14 protein-coding genes are annotated in these 17,728 nt (G+C 60.4%); 4 read left to right on the top strand and 10 right to left on the bottom strand.

The genetic code is table 11. The features are described from left to right. Positions 1-3: 3 nt before the first annotated feature. Together ccoG and K5K95_RS27705 are read right to left on the bottom strand one after the other, a co-directional pair. Positions 4-1,434, bottom strand: a complete 1,431-nt coding sequence (ccoG, locus tag K5K95_RS27710) for a cytochrome c oxidase accessory protein CcoG (protein ID WP_222587047.1) — start codon at positions 1,432-1,434, stop codon at positions 4-6. A gap of 195 nt (positions 1,435-1,629) precedes the next feature. Beyond that, positions 1,630-1,863: a DUF3203 family protein gene (locus tag K5K95_RS27705; protein WP_222587046.1), complete on the bottom strand. Its 234-nt coding sequence runs from the start codon at positions 1,861-1,863 to the stop codon at positions 1,630-1,632. A 123-nt stretch (positions 1,864-1,986) separates the two neighbouring features. On the opposite strand from K5K95_RS27705, the gene K5K95_RS27700 reads away from it, so the two are divergent. After that, entirely contained in the window at positions 1,987-2,499 is a 513-nt protein-coding gene (locus tag K5K95_RS27700; protein ID WP_222587045.1) for an MgtC/SapB family protein, read from the top strand. A gap of 12 nt (positions 2,500-2,511) precedes the next feature. Here the strand turns inward: K5K95_RS27700 and K5K95_RS27695 are convergent, their stop codons facing one another. Beyond that, positions 2,512-2,679, bottom strand: a complete 168-nt coding sequence (locus tag K5K95_RS27695; protein WP_222587044.1) for a hypothetical protein — start codon at positions 2,677-2,679, stop codon at positions 2,512-2,514. 207 nt (positions 2,680-2,886) lie between these two features. On the opposite strand from K5K95_RS27695, the gene K5K95_RS27690 reads away from it, so the two are divergent. From K5K95_RS27690 to glgB, 3 genes are all read left to right on the top strand, one after another. Beyond that, entirely contained in the window at positions 2,887-4,881 is a 1,995-nt protein-coding gene (locus tag K5K95_RS27690) for an alpha-1,4-glucan--maltose-1-phosphate maltosyltransferase (protein ID WP_222587043.1), read from the top strand. Positions 4,882-5,051: 170 nt separating this feature from the next. Then, entirely contained in the window at positions 5,052-8,393 is a 3,342-nt protein-coding gene (gene treS, locus K5K95_RS27685) for a maltose alpha-D-glucosyltransferase (protein WP_222587042.1), read from the top strand. Between the two features lie 2 nt (positions 8,394-8,395). After that, positions 8,396-10,627, top strand: a complete 2,232-nt coding sequence (gene glgB / locus K5K95_RS27680) for a 1,4-alpha-glucan branching protein GlgB (RefSeq protein ID WP_222587041.1) — start codon at positions 8,396-8,398, stop codon at positions 10,625-10,627. Positions 10,628-11,134: 507 nt separating this feature from the next. Here the strand turns inward: glgB and K5K95_RS27675 are convergent. The 7 genes from K5K95_RS27675 to K5K95_RS27645 all read right to left on the bottom strand — a co-directional run bounded on the left by K5K95_RS27675 (position 11,135) and on the right by K5K95_RS27645 (position 17,727). After that, positions 11,135-12,208 carry an autotransporter outer membrane beta-barrel domain-containing protein gene (locus K5K95_RS27675; protein WP_222587040.1) on the bottom strand — a complete coding sequence of 358 codons (1,074 nt, stop codon included), beginning with the start codon at positions 12,206-12,208 and terminating at the stop codon, positions 11,135-11,137. Positions 12,209-12,847: 639 nt separating this feature from the next. Continuing rightward, positions 12,848-13,648, bottom strand: a complete 801-nt coding sequence (locus K5K95_RS27670; RefSeq protein ID WP_222587039.1) for an endonuclease/exonuclease/phosphatase family protein — start codon at positions 13,646-13,648, stop codon at positions 12,848-12,850. 199 nt (positions 13,649-13,847) lie between these two features. Then, positions 13,848-14,606, bottom strand: coding sequence for a PIG-L deacetylase family protein (locus K5K95_RS27665; RefSeq protein WP_222587038.1), 759 nt, complete (start codon positions 14,604-14,606; stop codon positions 13,848-13,850). A 124-nt stretch (positions 14,607-14,730) separates the two neighbouring features. Then, entirely contained in the window at positions 14,731-15,390 is a 660-nt protein-coding gene (locus K5K95_RS27660) for a glycosyltransferase (RefSeq protein ID WP_222587037.1), read from the bottom strand. Beyond that, a complete protein-coding gene (locus K5K95_RS27655; protein ID WP_222587036.1) occupies positions 15,387-15,986 on the bottom strand; it encodes an SAM-dependent methyltransferase in 600 nt (199 codons plus the stop codon). Before K5K95_RS27655 ends, K5K95_RS27660 begins: the two co-directional genes overlap by 4 nt. Continuing rightward, positions 15,983-16,741, bottom strand: coding sequence for a PIG-L deacetylase family protein (locus K5K95_RS27650; protein WP_222587035.1), 759 nt, complete (start codon positions 16,739-16,741; stop codon positions 15,983-15,985). The genes K5K95_RS27655 and K5K95_RS27650 overlap by 4 nt, the downstream gene beginning before the upstream one ends. Continuing rightward, entirely contained in the window at positions 16,738-17,727 is a 990-nt protein-coding gene (locus K5K95_RS27645) for an acyl-CoA dehydrogenase (protein ID WP_222590449.1), read from the bottom strand. The genes K5K95_RS27650 and K5K95_RS27645 overlap by 4 nt, the downstream gene beginning before the upstream one ends. Position 17,728: the final 1 nt, after the last annotated feature.

The following is a 17,728-nucleotide window of genomic DNA, read 5'->3' as shown; positions in this document are numbered from 1 at the left end:
AGTCTAACGGTTCATCGGCGCCACAAACCTGCTTTTTGCCACGCTATAGATACCTGGCTCATCGCTGTCGGCAATCTTGAAACTGATCGTCTGTGAACTGCTGCTCGGACGTTCTGCCAGCAGGGCCACCGACACCGGTACGTCGACAATCTCACCCGGTGCCAGGCTCAGTTCAGTCTTGCCTTGGAGCTGGAAGCCGTCGCCTTCTACCAGGCTCAATTGATAGTCCTGGCGCACCTGAGTCTTGTTGATGACCTTCAGGCTGTAGATGTTTTCAATCTGTCCCTGACTGTTCTCACGGAACAGACCGCGGTCCTTGCTGACATCCAGCGACACCATCGGCCGTTCGACCAGGGCGAGGACGAGGGCGCCGATCATCACCAGCAGCACGGCGGTGTAACCAATCAACCGTGGCCGCAACAGGCGGGTCTTGCCGCCTTGCAGCTCACGCTCTGAGGTATAGCTGATCAGGCCGGGGGCGTAGCCCATTTTGTCCATGATCGAATCACAGGCGTCGATGCACGCCGCGCAGCCGATGCATTCCATCTGCAAGCCATCGCGAATGTCGATCCCGGTCGGGCAGACCTGCACGCACAACTGGCAGTCGATGCAATCACCGAGGCCGACGTCGGCCGGTTTCACTTCACGTTTGCGCGGGCCACGGTTTTCACCACGGGCCACGTCATAGGAAATGGTCAGGGTGTCCTTGTCGAACATCACACTCTGGAATCGCGCATACGGGCACATGTGCATGCACACCGCTTCACGCAGCCAGCCGGCATTGATGTACGTCGCCCCGGTAAAAAACAGCACCCAGAACAGGCTGATGCCGCCCATCTGCAAGGTCAGCATTTCTTCGGCCAAGGGCCGGATCGGCGTGAAGTAGCCGACAAAGGTCAGGCCTGTCAGCAGGCTGATCGCCAGCCACAAGGTGTGCTTGGCCGAGCGGCGCAGCAGTTTGTTCAGGCCCCACGGCGCGGCCTGCAGCTTGATGCGCTGGTTACGTTCACCTTCGGTGACCTTCTCGCACCACATGAAGATCCAGGTCCACGAGCTCTGCGGACAGGTGTAGCCGCACCACACCCGGCCGGCGAACACGGTGATGGCGAACAGGCCGAAGGCGGCAATGATCAGCAACGCCGAGAGCAGGATGAAGTCCTGCGGCCAGAAGGTCGCGCCGAAGATGTGGAATTTGCTTTCGGAAAGGTCCCAGAGCACCGCCTGACGATCGCCCCAGTTCAACCACACGGTGCCGAAGAACAGCAAAAACAGAAATCCGGCACCGCTCAGACGCAGGGTGCGGAACAGGCCGGTGAAGCTGCGGGTGTGAATCAGGTTGTCGCTGGACTTGGCCTTCATCTTTGGACGCGAAGGCTCATAGGTCATTACTGGCGGGGCGCTTTCTACGGTTCGGACGGGGATTCTATCGCTCATGGTCTTTCGCTCATCAGCCTCCATCAGGCATGAGCACTATGACCAGCGATCTGTTTGCATAACAGACTCAGGTATTGCAATAAAAAGCGGATCAGATGGGCGCCGATGCGCTGCCTGCGACAACTTGATGCACCCGGTGCAGCAGGAGGCAGGCGCCGGTATCAGTCGCCTGCGGGGCGTGTTGATGTGGGTCAGTCAAATCACCGAATCACTGTCGGTGGCCTTCAAATGCTTACGACCGTCCACGGCGCCTGCTACGGTCAATGCGTCGGCTTCTGCTTCGGTGATGTAGATGCGCTGGCCGTCGAGTTCCACCGCTGACATGGCTTTATCCGAGTCAGTGATGATGGTGACGTCGGGGCACAGGCGAATTTCTTCACCGTTTTCCGTGGTGAAAAAGCATGTCTGGTTTTCGATGCGCACAGTCATGAAGGTGTCCTTTTCTCTATAGGTTCTACAGTGTTAGGGCATCGCGGCGGATCATCGTTCGGTGCAACCGATTAATGGTCGGTGCGGTCCATGCTCTATCGAGCAATCACAAGGATTTGCACCATGAACGCCTGGTGGCATGAGGTTTGGGTAACGCTGCAAGCGGAATTCGCCGACATTGGCGATGCATCGCAACTTACGCGCATCACCGTACGGTTGCTGATAGCTGCGCTGCTGGGCGGCATTCTCGGGTTTGAACGCGAGCAAAAGGGCAAGGCGGCAGGCGTTCGCACGCACATGCTGGTGGCGTTGGGCGCGGCCTTGTTTGTACTGGTGCCGCAGATGTCCGGGTCCCAGGCCGACGCCATGAGTCGGGTGGTGCAGGGCGTGATCGCCGGGATCGGTTTTCTCGGCGCCGGCACTATCCTGAAAAACCAGGAGGGCGATGAAGGCCACGTCAAAGGCCTGACCACCGCCGCCGGGTTGTGGATGACGGCGGCGATCGGGGTATCGGCCGGTTTGGGGCGCGAGGCGACCGCGGTGTTCAGTACGTTGCTTGCGCTGGCGATTTTCAGTGTGATGCCCAAGGTCGTGAAAATGCTCGACCGGGATAAGGACGAGCAGGAGAGACCCTAGCGACGCCAGTCATCACTCAGGCGTGACGATAACGGGCGGCATGGTATTGGGAGGCTCTTCCCGAGGCGGTGGGGTGGTTCCCGGCGGCTCCTGTTCGGGAGCCGGTGCCGGGTCCGTCGGCGGGATGGTCGGCTGGTCGATGTTCGGGTCCGGTGTTTCGGCGGGGATCGGAATACTCATGATTGAAGCCTCCTTGTGGTACATGGCGTAAGTCGTGCTTAAGTTTGTTGACCCACAGGTCACGGAATTGATTCCCGGTAAATGGGCGTGAACTTTTCCCCGCGCCTGTCGCTCGGAACCTAAGTGAGTTCATTCCGGAGCAGATGATTCCGCGTGAATGAAAACCAGACACATGAGCGTCCATGGGGCGTAAAGGAGAGATGCTCGATGACTGCTGAAAAACCGACTGAGTTGAACTACAACCCGCACATGCCGCTGTCGCAGGCGTTGCTGCTGCCGCGCATCGCCATTGAAAACGTCATGCCGACCCTCGACGGTGGCCAATTCGCCGTCAAAGCGGTGGTAGGGCAAGACGTCGTGGTGACCAGCAAAGTGTTCGCCGACGGTCACGACAAACTGGCCGTCAGGGTTCGCTGGCAAGCCGATGGCGAGGATATCTGGCAAAGCGAGACCATGACCGAGCTGGGCAATAACGGCTGGCAAGGCCAGTTCCGTGTCGAGCACCAGGGTCGCTATGTATTTTGTATCGAAGCCTGGATCGATCAGTACGCCAGCTTCTGCTATGAGATCGAGAAAAAGCACATGGCCGGTGTGCCCATCAGCCTGGAGTTGCAGGAAGGGCGGCATCAGGTTCAGCAAGCGGCTGAGCGTTCCGAAGGGCCGCTGAGCGAAGAACTGGCGGCGCTGCACCATGAATTGTCCGGTCTGCTCGAAGCCGAGCAGGTCGCGCTGTTTCTGCACCAACATAGCGCCGACCTGATGGCGCAGGCCGATCATCGCGCTTACTTGAGCCTCAGCCCCGAGTTCCCGGTGGATGTCGAGCGCGAGCTGGCCCAGTTCGCCAGTTGGTATGAGCTGTTTCCGCGCTCGATCACGGACGACCCCGCGCGTCACGGCACCTTCAATGACGTGCACTCGCGGCTGGCGATGATCCAGGACATGGGTTTCGACGTGCTGTATTTCCCGCCGATCCACCCGATTGGCCGCAGCTTCCGTAAAGGCCCGAACAATTCCCTGACGGCCGGCCCCGACGATCCGGGCAGCCCGTATGCGATTGGCAGCGAGGAGGGCGGGCACGAGGCGATTCATTCCGAACTCGGCACCCGTGAAGACTTCCGCCGATTGGTCGCGGCGGCGGCTGGCCACGGGCTGGAAATCGCCCTGGACTTCGCCATCCAGTGTTCCCAGGACCATCCATGGCTCAAGCAGCATCCGGGCTGGTTCAACTGGCGCCCGGACGGCACGATCAAATACGCCGAGAACCCGCCGAAGAAATACCAGGACATCGTCAACGTCGATTTCTATGCCACGGACTCGATCCCCAGTTTGTGGGTGGAATTGCGTGACATCGTTGTGGGCTGGGTCGAAGAGGGCGTGAAGATCTTTCGCGTGGACAACCCTCACACCAAACCGCTGCCGTTCTGGCAATGGCTGATCGCCGATGTGCGGGCGTTGTACCCCGAGGTGATTTTCCTCGCCGAAGCATTCACCACCCCGGCGATGATGGCGCGGTTGGGCAAGGTTGGTTACTCCCAGAGCTACACCTACTTCACCTGGCGCAATACCAAAACGGAGCTCGCGACCTACTTCACCGAACTCAACGAGTCGCCATGGCGCGAATGCTACCGGCCAAACTTCTTCGTCAATACCCCGGACATCAACCCGGCGTTTCTGCATGAGTCCGGCCGAGCCGGTTTTCTCATTCGTGCTGCGCTGGCCACCATGGGCTCTGGCTTGTGGGGCATGTATTCGGGCTTTGAACTCTGTGAGGCCGCGCCGGTGCCGGGCAAGGAGGAATACCTCAATTCCGAGAAGTACGAAATTCGCCCTCGGGACTTCAATGCCCCCGGCAACATCATTGCCGAGATCGCCCAGCTCAACCGCATCCGCCGACAGAACCCGGCGCTGCACACGCACTTGGGCTTGAAGGTCTACAACGCGTGGAACGACAACATCCTGTATTTCGGCAAGCGCAGTGCGGATGGCAGCAACTTCATTCTGGTGGCCGTCAGCCTCGATCCGCATAACGTGCAGGAGGCGAACTTCGAATTGCCGCTGTGGGAAATGGGTTTGCCGGACGACGCCATCACCCAGGGCGAAGACTTGATGAGCGGCCACCGCTGGACCTGGCACGGCAAGTATCAGTTCATGCGGATCGACCCCGCACATCAGCCATTCGGCATCTGGCGCATCACCATTTAGCACATGATCGTTCCCCCGTCGAGGCGTCGAACCGTCTGCGTGGGAATGCAGCCCGGGACGCTCTGCGTCCCAATCCAGAGCCGAACGCGGAGCGTCCGAGGAGGCATTCCCACGCAGAGCGTGGGAACGATCTCGGCCACGGAGTTCTCGGTTTTCAACAGGAGTTTCAAATGGCGAAGAAACCCAAGGCTGCCACCTTTATCAAAGACCCGCTCTGGTACAAGGATGCGGTGATTTACCAAGTACACGTTAAGTCTTTTTTCGACTCCAACAATGACGGGATCGGCGACTTTCCCGGTCTTATCGCCAAACTCGATTACATTGCCGACCTGGGCGTCAACACCATCTGGCTGTTGCCCTTCTATCCGTCGCCACGGCGCGACGATGGTTACGACATTGCTGAATACCGGGGCGTGCATCCTGACTACGGCACCCTGGCCGACGCCAAGCGGTTCATCTCCGAGGCCCACAAACGCGGGCTGCGGGTGATCACTGAGCTGGTCATCAACCACACTTCCGACCAACACGCCTGGTTCCAGCGCGCCCGTAAAGCCAAACCCGGTTCCGCGGCGCGGGACTTCTATGTCTGGTCCGATGACGATCAAAAATACGACGGCACCCGCATCATCTTTCTCGACACCGAAAAGTCCAACTGGACCTGGGACCCGGTCGCCGGCCAGTATTTCTGGCACCGCTTCTACTCCCACCAGCCGGACCTGAATTTCGACAACCCGCAAGTCATGAAAGCCGTGCTGTCGGTGATGCGCTACTGGCTCGACATGGGCATCGACGGCTTGCGGCTGGACGCCATTCCGTACCTGATCGAACGCGACGGCACCAACAACGAAAACCTGCCAGAGACCCACGACGTCCTGAAGCAGATCCGTGCCGAAATTGACGCCAATTACCCGGACCGCATGTTGCTGGCCGAGGCCAATCAGTGGCCAGAAGATACCCAGCTGTATTTCGGTACCACCGATAAAAAGGGCCTGAGTGGCGATGAATGCCACATGGCCTTTCACTTTCCGTTGATGCCGCGCATGTACATGGCGCTGGCTCAGGAAGATCGCTTCCCGATCACCGACATCCTGCGCCAGACCCCGGAGATTCCGACCAACTGTCAGTGGGCGATTTTCCTGCGCAACCACGATGAGCTGACGCTCGAAATGGTTACCGACAAAGAGCGCGATTACCTGTGGAATTACTACGCGGCCGACCGTCGGGCGCGGATTAACCTGGGCATTCGCCGTCGCCTCGCTCCGTTGATGGAGCGCGATCGTCGCCGTGTCGAATTGCTCAACAGCCTGCTGCTGTCGATGCCTGGCACGCCGACGATGTATTACGGCGATGAAATCGGCATGGGCGACAACATCTATCTCGGTGACCGTGACGGCGTGCGCACGCCGATGCAGTGGTCGATCGACCGTAACGGCGGTTTCTCCCGCGCCGACCCGGCAAGCCTGGTATTGCCGCCGATCATGGACCCGCAATACGGCTACCTGTCGGTCAACGTCGAGACCCAGGCCGGCGATCCACATTCACTGCTGAACTGGACGCGGCGCATGCTCGCGGTGCGCAAGCAATCCAAGGCGTTCGGGCGCGGCACCCTGAAAATGCTGTCGCCGACCAACCGGCGGATCCTGGCCTACACCCGGGAATTCACCGGACCGGACGGCAAACACGAAATCATCCTCTGCGTGGCCAACGTGTCGCGCAGCGCGCAAGCGGCGGAGCTGGACCTGTCGGCATACGTCGGCATGGTGCCGGTGGAGATGCTCGGCGGTAACGCTTTCCCGCCGATTGGTCAGCTGAATTTCCTGCTGACCCTGGCGCCTTATGGTTTTTATTGGTTCGGACTCGCGGCGGAGAATCAAATGCCTAGCTGGCACGTTGAACCGGCACAAAGCCTGCCGGACTTCACCACACTGGTGTTGAAGAAACGCATGGAAGAACTGCTCGAAGCGCCGTCACGCGGCACGCTGGAGCAAAGCATCTTGCCGAACTGGTTGCAGAACCGTCGCTGGTTTGCCGGCAAGGACGCAGCCATCGAGAAGGTCAACCTGGCCTACGGCGTGCGCTTCGGCGATGCCCAGCGTCCGGTGTTGCTGAGCGAGATCGAGGTCACCAGCGGTGGCCAGACCAGCCGCTATCAATTGCCGTTCGGCTTTATTGCCGATGATCAGGTCGGACCGGCACTGCCGCAGCAACTGGCGCTGTCGCGGGTACGACGCGGGCCGCAAGTGGGCTTGATCACCGATGCGTTCAGCCTGGAAAGTTTTATCCGCGCGGTGGTGCTGGGCATGCAGGAAAGCACCGTGTTGCCGTCGGATGGCGGCGAGATCCGCTTCGAGCCGACCGCTGAGCTGAACAAGCTGGGCCTGACGGCCGAGTCAGAAGTGCGTTACCTGTCCGCCGAGCAATCCAACAGTTCGGTGGTGGTCGGCAAAAGCATGGTGCTCAAGCTGATCCGTAAAATCGCCACGGGTGTGCACCCGGAATTGGAGATGAGTGCCTATTTGACTCAGGCCGGGTTCGCCAACATCTCGCCGCTGCTGGGCTCGGTGATTCGCCGCGATGCAAACGGTGAAGACAATCTGCTGATGATCGCCCAAGGCTATCTGAGCAATCAGGGCGACGCCTGGGAATGGACCCAGAACAACCTCGAGCGGGCGCTGCGTGATGAACTGGCCGACGCCATGTCGGAGCAGGAGCAGCATTACAACGCGCTGGGCGAGCTCAAGGACTTCGCCGGCATGCTCGGCCAGCGACTCGGTGAGATGCACCAGGTGTTGGCTGCGCCGACCGACAACCGGGATTTCGCGCCGCAGGTCACCACGCAAAAAGAGGCCCTGGCTTCGGCCAAGGATGTTGCGGCGCAGGTGGATCACGCGCTGAAACTGCTTAAAGAGCATCAAAACGAACTGAACCCTGCGGACAAAACCTTGGTCAGTCGTTTACTGGACAACAAAAAAACCATCCTCAGCCATGTTCAGGAGCTGGGCAAAAAAGCAGTGGGTGGTTTGCGTATTCGTGTCCACGGTGATTTGCACCTGGGGCAAGTGCTGGTGATCAAGGGCGACGCTTACTTGATCGACTTTGAGGGTGAGCCGGCGCGGCCGTTGAGCGAACGTCGCGGCAAGCACAGCCCCTATAAAGATGTGAGTGGCGTGCTGCGCTCCTTCGATTACGCGGCGGCGATGGCGATCAATGTGCAAAACGTCGACAACACCGCCGAAGCCCGCGCGGCACGACAACGGGTAGCCGACCGTTATTTGAATGATGCAAAACTGGCATTTGTCGACGCTTATCGGCTGGCGGCAGCTAGTCTTGCTCATGCATGGCAAGATCCGGAAGGCGAGGACGCCTCGCTGGCGTTGTTCGGTCTGGAGAAGGCGGCCTATGAGGTGGCGTATGAGGCTGAAAATCGCCCCACTTGGTTGCCGGTGCCATTGCATGGATTGTTTGGATTATTGAGTGGGCTTAAACCCTTTTCCGATCTTGGTGGAGAGTAGTTATGGGTTTCTCGAACAAGGAACAGGGTCACGCTAAAGAGGCGCTGCTGCCCAGATCGCGGGATATCGACGCGCTGGTGCGCGCTGAACATCACGACCCCTTTGCAATTCTTGGCCCCCACGGCGATGGCGCCGGTGGGCAATTCATTCGTGCTTACCTGCCGGACGCGCTCAGCGTGCACGTGCTGGCGAAGGACACCGGCGAAGAGCTCGGTATCCTTGAGGCCACGCAGACGCCGGGCCTGTTTGTCGGGCATTTCGACCGGGCTCAGCCGTACTTGCTGCGCACCCGTTGGGCGGGCGGCGAGCAGGTCTCTGAAGACCCCTACAGCTTCGGCGCGTTGCTTGGCGAGATGGACTTGTATCTGTTCGCCGAAGGCAATCACCGCGACCTGAGCGCGTGCCTCGGCGCGCAGCTGAAGAACGTCGACGGTGTCGATGGCGTGCGTTTCGCCGTGTGGGCACCGAACGCCAAGCGCGTGTCGGTGGTGGGCGACTTCAACAATTGGGACGGTCGCCGGCATCCGATGCGCCTGCGTCATCCGACCGGGGTCTGGGAGCTGTTCATTCCGCGCATGCAGGCCGGGGAGGCCTACAAGTACGAGATCCTGGGCGCCAACGGCATACTGCCGCTGAAGGCAGACCCGATGGCCCTGGCCACCTCGCTGCCGCCGGACACGGCGTCGAAAGTCGCACCGCCGCTGTCTATCGACTGGCAGGATCAGGCGTGGATGGAGTCACGCGTTGAGCGTTCACGTCCGAGTGCACCGCTGTCGATCTACGAATTGCACGCCGGCTCCTGGCAGTGCGAGCTGGATGATCTGGGCGAAGTGGCCCGCCAGTACACCTGGCACGAACTCGGCGAGCGGTTGATTCCGTACGTGAAAGAGCTGGGGTTCACCCACATCGAACTGATGCCGATCATGGAACACCCGTTTGGCGGTTCGTGGGGATATCAGCTGCTGTCGCAATTCGCTCCAAGCGCTCGTTATGGTTCGCCCAATGACTTCGCGGCCTTCGTCAACGCCTGCCACCAGGCCGACATCGGCGTGATCCTTGACTGGGTGCCAGCGCATTTCCCTACCGATACCCACGGCCTTGCGCAATTCGATGGCACGGCGCTGTACGAATACAGCAACCCGATGGAAGGTTTCCATCAGGATTGGGACACGCTGATCTACAACCTTGGTCGCACCGAAGTGCACGGCTACATGTTGGCTTCGGCGCTGCACTGGCTCAAGCATTTCCACATCGATGGCTTGCGGGTCGATGCCGTGGCCTCGATGCTCTATCGCGATTACTCGCGCAAGGCCGGTGAGTGGGTGCCCAACCGTCATGGCGGTCGCGAGAACCTCGAAGCCATCGACTTCCTGCGTCACCTCAACGACGTGGTCAACCTCGAAGCCCCTGGCGCAATGGTGATTGCCGAAGAATCCACGGCGTGGCCGGGCGTGAGCCAGAGCACGCAACAGGGCGGCCTTGGTTTCGACTACAAATGGAACATGGGCTGGATGCACGATTCGCTGCATTACATCCAGCAAGACCCGGTGTACCGCGCCCATCATCACAACGAGCTGAGTTTCGGCCTGGTGTATGCCTGGTCCGAGCGGTTCATCCTGCCGATTTCCCACGATGAAGTGGTGCACGGCAAGCACTCGCTGATCGACAAGATGCCCGGCGATCGCTGGCAGAAATTCGCCAACCTGCGTGCCTATCTGAGTTTCATGTGGGCGCACCCGGGCAAGAAACTGTTGTTCATGGGTTGCGAATTCGGCCAGTGGCGCGAGTGGAATCACGATCAGCAACTGGATTGGTACCTGCTGCAATACCCGGAACACCAGGGTGTGCAGAAACTGGTCGGCGACCTCAATCGCTTGTACCGCGAAGAGCCGGCGATGCATGAGCAGGATGATGCGCCGCAAGGCTTCCAGTGGTTGATTGGCGACGATGCCATCAACAGCGTTTACGCGTTCATGCGCTGGAGCAAGGATGGCCGGCCGGCACTGGTGGTGGCGAACTTCACGCCGGTACCGCGTGAGGCCTATCGCATCGGCGTACCAATCGCCGGACGCTGGAGCGAAGTGATCAACAGCGATGCCGCGATGTATGCCGGTTCCAACTACGGCAACAGCGGCGGGGCGTTTACCGAGGAAGAACCAAGCCACGGCCAACCGCTTTCGCTGGTGTTGAATCTGCCGCCGCTGGCGGTATTGATCCTGCGCCCGGAAGGCTGATCTAAAACCGCGTCGCCCCCATCGCCAGCAGGCTAGCTCCCACACCGGTTCTGTGTACGACACAAAACCACTGTGGAGCTAGCTTGCCAGCGATGGCGTCCGACCAGACAACACATTCCCAAAAACTGCCCACCCATTGATCGCATGCCTTACACAAATCCAATTGTGGGAGCTAGCCTGCTGGCGATGGCATCAGCCCAGACAACACATTCCTTAAAACTGCCCACCCATCGATCTCATGCCTTACACAAATCCAATTGTGGGAGCTAGCCTGCTGGCGATGGCGTCCGCCCAAGCAACACATTCCTTAAAACTGCCCACCCATCGATCTCATGCCTTACACAAATCCAATTGTGGGAGCTAGCCTGCTGGCGATGGCGTCCGCCCAGGCAACACATTCCTTAAAACCGCCCACCCATTGATCTCATGCCTTACACAAATCCAATTGTGGGAGCTAGCCTGCTGGCGATGGCGTCCGCCAAGATAACGCGTGTCTCAGCCCATCCCTCACCAGCGCATCCGCACACCCAGGCTCGCAATCAGCCCGTTCAAATCATTTTGGTCGACGACGCTGCTGTAATCAGCGCTGACGTACAGGCTCACCGCAGGCGTTACCCGCGCCACCAACCCCAAGCCCACGTCAACGGTCGATGAATTGCGACTGCTGCTGATTTTGTCGACTTGATCGAGGGTCACGGTATTGCCGGTATAAACGGTGTGCCACAAGTTGGTCCGCACATAGGGTTCGACCGGCAGGCCGTTGAGATCGTAGCTACCTTTCAAGCGTGCGCCGACCCGGCCGCTCCAGGACGTCACATCGCTCGACGACGCATTGCCCGAGCCTGCATAAGGCGTATCGAGCGTGATGCGCTGGTTGATCAACTGCGCTTGCGGTTCGATCACCCAGTTATCGCTCAGACCGATCGGGTAACCGCCTTCCACCGACAACGTCATCGCGCTGCCTTCGGTTGCCTGCCGCGCGCCCTGATCGTTGCGGGTATAGCCGTTGACACGGCCACCGCTGGCGGTCAAGTCCACGTGCCAGCCTTGTTCGCCCGTCAGGCTCCAGTAGGCGCCGAAGCTCTGGCCTCGAAGGATGAGGGTGTCATTGGCAGGGTCGGCCAGCGCCCGATTGGTCAACAGCCCGTTGCTGTTGCCTTGTACCAGGGTCATGCCGCCAATCAGTCCGACCTGCTGGGTACGCCCGCTATCGCTTCGCAGGGTCAGGATCGCCGGACCTTTGAGTTCGGAGCTGCCCGAAATTGCAGAATTCTGTGCCATAAAATCGGTTTGCGCTTGCCGTGACGCTTGCCCATACACCTGATCCCACGCCGATGGTGCGGCGTCTTCGATCGTCAGGTGTGAGCTTCGGGTATCGGAGCCGGCGCTGAAGTGGCCCGGGTAGAGCGCGGAGAGAGAGTTGGCGGGCAGGCTCAGGACTGGAACGTCCTGGCGATACCAAGGTGTGGATTCATCCTCGGTGGGACCCGCCTGAACCTCGATGGATGAGCACAACAGCAGTGAGCTGGAGACAGTGCAAAAGGTAACTTTGATCTCTTGTCGGGTGAATGAAGTTTTCATGGCGGTCTACCTTGCAATCGCATGCCGTATCTCGCTTTGGCGTCTCTCCTACCCCGAATGAGGGGCGACCGAATGGATTGAGGCAAGCCGCCGGCCGCCCGATTTCGCGGGAGTCTTCGGGTTGCCCCGGGTGGTATTTCCGGGGGTAGTAACGTGAAGCTAAGAAGACCGAAGGCGTTGCGTCAAGAAAATGAACGATGAGTGGTATGCCTAAATCAGGGTATGCAACTAATTGTTTTTCCGCGCTTATCTAAGTTCTTGTTTGTACGAAAAATCATCTTCCGAGCCGCGAGCCAGAGGTCTCGGGCAGCCGACAATCGGTCTTTTTCCGGCCTGGCAGCGGCGGATTTCCTGGCTCTTTGTGCCGGGAAAATGCTGTCAGTATTACGGCTATCCCTGGTGGGGCAGGGCTACAGTCGGCGTGTTCATCCCGGGTGGAACGCCTTGGAAATCTGACAGGTTTGTTTCGACGGGGCAGATCAAGCTCATCAATAGATGAAGGCGTTGAATGGTAAGAAGCAACAGCGGTGCGCCGATCTGCTTTGTGTAGGGGTGAGCCTGCTCGTGATGCTGTTGCTGTTGATCGTTCCCACGCGGAGCATGAGAACGATCGGGATACGGTTATTCGTCGGCGAATGCTTAAAGGTGCACTTCAACCGCGAGCGGCAAATGGTCCGACAAATGCGTCCAGGGCTTGCTGCCGAGAATGCGCGGATTATGGCTACTTGCGTTGCGCAGGTAGACCCGGTCCAGGCGCAGCAGGGGGAACCGCGCTGGATAAGTTTTCGCCGGTCGGCCATTGTGGCGTTCGAACGCTTCATGCAGGTAATCGCGCCGGGCGAGGGCGGTGTTGCCGTGCAACTGCCAGTCGTTGAAGTCGCCGGCGATGATCACCGGCGCGTCGTCGGGCAGGGATTCGAGCAGTTGGCAGAGCAATTGGAGTTGTAGCTGGCGATGGCTTTCCAGCAGGCTCAGGTGAACGCAGATGGCATGAACTTCAGCGTGCCCCGGCACATCGAGGATGCAGTGCAATAAACCGCGTCGTTCGGGGCCGGTGATCGAGACGTCGAGGTTGCGGTGTTCGCGGATCGGGTATTTGGACAGCAACGCATTGCCGTGATGGCCGTTGGGGTAAACGGCGTTGCGCCCATAGGCGAAATCGCTCCACATGCTGTCGGCCAGGAACTCGTACTGCGACGTCTGTGGCCAGTCGTTGTAACGGGAGGAATGGCGCTCGTGTTCACCGACCACTTCCTGCAGGAACACCAGGTCCGCCGAGGTGCTGCGCACCGCTTCACGCAGTTCGGGCAGGATGAAACGCCGGTTGAGGGCGGTAAATCCCTTGTGGGTGTTGACCGTCAGGACCCGCAGTCGATGAATCGCCGGGGGCGTGTTCAAGGACTCGGGTTTGACGGCTCGCTGCTCGGAATCGCTGGTCACGGTCACTCCTCTGAATCTGGGCTGCATCTCTATGCGACTGATGCAGCGCCGGGCAGTTCAGTTTGAGCGACACCTATCCAATGTGGGAGCGAGCTTGCTCGCGATGAGGCCGTCAGCTTCAACATCTCTGTTGACTGACAGTCCGCCATCGCGAGCAAGCTCGCTCCCACAGGGAGGTGGTGGTGAATGGGGAATCGGGTCAGACGAAGACGATTTCGTAAGGCAAGCGCATGCGTTCGAGAATCACCCGGGGCAGCAGCGGAGCAATGCCGAGGGCGGGTTCGCCGTCGAGCTGGCTGGCGTAGGCATGGGTGGCGTGGCTTTTGCGCGCGACGGTCCAGGTGTCGAGGCGCACTTTGCGGGCTCGGTGCCATGGCATCAGCCCTTGGTCTCGACTTGGCCAGTGCCAGGCCCAGACCGGGACTTCGTTGAACGTCGCGCCGACCATGCGTGCCGCATTGGCGCTGGCGCGGCCGACGGCGTCATGGTCGCTGGTGCCGTCTTCGCGCCAGGTACTGAACACCGCGTCGCCGGGGCGCAGATAACGGGCGATGAACTGGGTCAGTTGAGTCTCCCGCTCCGCCAGGGCGTTATCGGTGAAGCCGCCGCGAATCCATTTCAGGCTGTGCATCGGCAAGCCAAGGCGGCGCAAGGCTTCGACGCTTTCCTGGCCGCGAAACACGCTCAGGCGTTTCTCGGACCACTGTTGCGAACCCGGATGGCTGGCACTGCCGTCAGTGATGGAGATTAATTGCAGGGGATGTCCAAGGGTGGACAACAGTTGTAGCAGGCCGCCGCACATGACCACCTCATCGCCGGGGTGCGGCGCGATGACCACGGCGCGTGCGCCGGCGGGAATCAGGGTCTGGGTGTTGATGACGGGGATGTTGTCCAGTTGCAGGGCACTGTTCCAGATTTGTCCTGGCAGGCTGCTTTCGATGATGGAAACGGGTTTCATCGGGCTACGTCCTTGTTCTGTTTAAAAGCGGTGTGCCGCGCTCCATACCCTGGATTGCCGCGCAGTGAGTATTGCTCAAGTCGCGCTATTCGTCGCCTTGGTGTTTCATCTCGGGCGTTTTTTTTCAATCGGCCTGTACCAGATCTCGCAAATAGTCACCGAAACCACCGCGGGCACGACTGTCCAGTCGGGCGCTGGTGAGCACTTGCGGGCGATGACTCCAGGCAATATTGGCCCCGCAGCGTTCAAGTTGTCGCACCAGTTGCACATCTTCATCGCAGGCCAGCGGCTCGAATCCACCGGCACGCTGATAAGCCTCGGCGCTGATGCCCAGGTTAGCGCCGTGAATGTGCCGATGGCCGTCGCGGGCCTGATAGTGCTGGTGGTAGCGAATCTGTGCCGACTCATCGAACGACTCGTGCCACGCCTCGACCGTCACCGTGCCGCAGACCGCGTCGACATCCAGCGCCAGTTGCGCCACCAGCCAGTCATGGGCGACACGGCTGTCGGCATCGGAGCAGGAGATCCAGCGTGCTCCACGTTCGAGCAAAAAATGCGCCCCAGCGGCACGGGCCTGACCAACATTTCGCGCCTCGATTGCCAGACAGTGCACCGGAAATCCACTGACGATCTCGGATGAGCGATCAGTGCAACTGTCGAGCACCACCAGTATCTCAACGGTTTCGCCGTCCAGCCGTTCGTGTTGCGCGGCGAGCAGCGCCGCTTGCAGGCACTCTTCTAGCAGGTCTTCTTCGTTATGTGCCGGGATCAGGATGCCAATCATCGCAAGCCCTCCAGCGCTGCCACCGAACGAGGTTCGCGACTCCAGAGTTCGAGCAGGAAATCCGCTTCCTGATGCAGGACCAGACGCGGCAAATGCAGATGTTCATGGAGCATGTCATGGACTTGCCGCGCATTCAGCGGGCAGCCGTCGATGGGCGGACGCCAGTGGCAGGCCAGGAGTTGGCCGTCGGCGGTCAATGATTGTTCGGCCTGCACGATCACCTTTTTCAGGTCCTCGGCGTCGAGGTAATAGCCGATTTCGCTGATCACGATCAGGTCGAATTGTTCGTTTGGCCAATCCTCCGGCAATCGGCTTTGGCGAACCTCGGCGTGCTCGAACGGCCCGAGCCGCGTACGGGCCAGCGTTACGGCCGCTGCCGCCGTGTCGCAGCACAGCAAGCGATCGCAGCGGCTGGCCAGTTCAAAGCTCAGCTCCGCGTTGGCACAGCCAGGCTCGAAGATCGCACGGTAGCGCGGGCGAGGCAGGGCGGCGAGGGTGATTGCGCGTTTGCGCTGTTCATACCAGCGTTGGCGAAATGACCAGGGATCATCGTTGCCGGCAAACAAACCGTCGAAATAGCGATCCTCGACGCTCATAGAAACACCACTTCGAAAGGTTGCAGCAGTCGCTCCAGCACAAAAGGCGCCAGCACCGGCGGCAAGCCGATGTTCGGGTCGCCTTCCAGTTGGCTGGCGAAGGCGTGGATGGCGTGGCGTTTGCGGGCGACCAGCGCCGGGTCGAGGAGGATTTTCCGTGCGCGCGGCCATGGCACGAAGTTGTCTTCGGGCGCGGCCCAATGCCAGGTCCACACGGGCAGCTCATGCAGGGTCGCACCGACGCGGGTTGCCGCTGCGGCGCTGGCCCGGCCCACCGCTTCGTGGTCGCAATGACCGTCTTCGCGCCACGTAGTAAAGACCACATCGTTGGGCCGTAGATGCCGTTCGATGAAGGCGCTCAGTTCGACTTCGCGGTCGGCCACATGGCTGTCAGTAAAGCCGCCGCGCAACCATTTCAGGCTGTGCAGCGGCAGGCCGAGGCGGCGCAAGGCTTCGGCTGATTCCTGCGGGCGAACCGCGCTCAGTCGTTCCACCGGCCAGCGCTTTGAGCCAGGGTGACTGGCGCTGCCATCGGTGACCGAGATCAGTTGCAAGGGGCGACCGGCAGCGGCGAGCAATTGCAGTAATCCACCGCAGCCGAGCACTTCGTCATCCGGGTGCGGCGCGATGATGACGGCACGGGCGCCTTCGGGCACCAGATCAAGAATGTCGATCACCGGCAGTTGCGCCAAGTGATGGGAGGTTTGCCATAAATGCAGGGGCGTGCCCTGACCGACAATGGGGTTTGCTTTCATAACGTCCATGTTCCGTTGAGGACTTGTTTGCCAAGCGCGGCGAGATCCCGCTCAGCGTGGCTTTGCCGCAGGAACACCGGTAAATCGGCGATCAATCGTGCGAACTGTCGGTCCTTGCAATAAGGTCCGGCGCCCAAGGCATGACCGACGTGCTGGACGACCTGTTCGGCGGCGTTTTCCACCACTGCACGAACGCGCCGGGCGAGCATTTCAGCATCGTCCAGTGGCGCGGCGTCGATGGCCAACGCGCTGGCCCGCAACACCTCGGCTGCAGCGTGCAGCGCGCTGTCGACTGCACCCAGGTGGGCGAGGGCATGGGGTTCCTCTCGTTGAGCACAATGAGCACGCAGACGTTCGGCGAGGCTTTGTGCCGCACCGTACCAGCAGGCGGCAATGCCGATGCCGCCTTGCCAGAAACCGGGTCGTTGCAGGTAGTCGCCAGGGCTGCCGATGGCTTGCGCTTCGGCACCGTCGAACGTTACCTCGACGCTGCCGGTCGCACCCATGCCGACTGCTTGCCAGCCCTCATCGGTGACGATCACACCGGGTTGATCCAGTGCCACCGCGACCAATTGCTGGCGATCTTGCTCATCCCAGGCAGTGAGCAGCGCATGACTCAACACTGCTGCACCCGAACACCAGGCCTTGCGCCCGTTCAGCGCCACCATCTGGCCCTGAGGGCTGACCCGAACCTTTGCTTGCGGCGGTTCCGCGGCCCACATGCCCCACGTGCTGCCCGGTGTTGGCGAGCCACCGAGTTGCTGGATGATCGCCAGCGCATCGGTATGGCCTTCGTACAATTTGCACAACCCCAAATCGTGGGCGCCCACCTCGGCCAGACGCTGCAACCGCTCCAGCGTCCTGCCGCTCCCCGGCAGCGGGAGCTGATCGAGACTGGCCTCGACCAGCGCCCGCAGGCACCGGCCTAACGCCCGAGTATCGGCGTAGTCCGGTGGCTGACGGCTGAGAAACGCCTGCAGGTCCATT

Source organism: Pseudomonas sp. DR48 (assembly GCF_019823085.1).
Lineage (GTDB): Bacteria > Pseudomonadota > Gammaproteobacteria > Pseudomonadales > Pseudomonadaceae > Aquipseudomonas.
This window is presented reverse-complemented; position numbering and strand designations above follow the sequence as displayed.

Excerpts from the sequence above, each read along its gene's own strand:
- K5K95_RS27645 (WP_222590449.1), bottom strand. The coding sequence starts at position 17,727 with ATGGACCTGCAGGCGTTTCTCAGCCGTCAGCCACCGGACTACGCCGAT.
- ccoG (WP_222587047.1), bottom strand. The coding sequence starts at position 1,434 with ATGAGCGATAGAATCCCCGTCCGAACCGTAGAAAGCGCCCCGCCAGTA.
- K5K95_RS27650 (WP_222587035.1), bottom strand. The coding sequence starts at position 16,741 with ATGAAAGCAAACCCCATTGTCGGTCAGGGCACGCCCCTGCATTTATGG.
- K5K95_RS27705 (WP_222587046.1), bottom strand. The coding sequence starts at position 1,863 with ATGACTGTGCGCATCGAAAACCAGACATGCTTTTTCACCACGGAAAAC.
- K5K95_RS27695 (WP_222587044.1), bottom strand. The coding sequence starts at position 2,679 with ATGAGTATTCCGATCCCCGCCGAAACACCGGACCCGAACATCGACCAG.
- treS (WP_222587042.1), top strand. The coding sequence starts at position 5,052 with ATGGCGAAGAAACCCAAGGCTGCCACCTTTATCAAAGACCCGCTCTGG.
- K5K95_RS27655 (WP_222587036.1), bottom strand. The coding sequence starts at position 15,986 with ATGAGCGTCGAGGATCGCTATTTCGACGGTTTGTTTGCCGGCAACGAT.
- glgB (WP_222587041.1), top strand. The coding sequence starts at position 8,396 with ATGGGTTTCTCGAACAAGGAACAGGGTCACGCTAAAGAGGCGCTGCTG.
- K5K95_RS27675 (WP_222587040.1), bottom strand. The coding sequence starts at position 12,208 with ATGAAAACTTCATTCACCCGACAAGAGATCAAAGTTACCTTTTGCACT.
- K5K95_RS27665 (WP_222587038.1), bottom strand. The coding sequence starts at position 14,606 with ATGAAACCCGTTTCCATCATCGAAAGCAGCCTGCCAGGACAAATCTGG.
- K5K95_RS27690 (WP_222587043.1), top strand. The coding sequence starts at position 2,887 with ATGACTGCTGAAAAACCGACTGAGTTGAACTACAACCCGCACATGCCG.
- K5K95_RS27700 (WP_222587045.1), top strand. The coding sequence starts at position 1,987 with ATGAACGCCTGGTGGCATGAGGTTTGGGTAACGCTGCAAGCGGAATTC.
- K5K95_RS27660 (WP_222587037.1), bottom strand. The coding sequence starts at position 15,390 with ATGATTGGCATCCTGATCCCGGCACATAACGAAGAAGACCTGCTAGAA.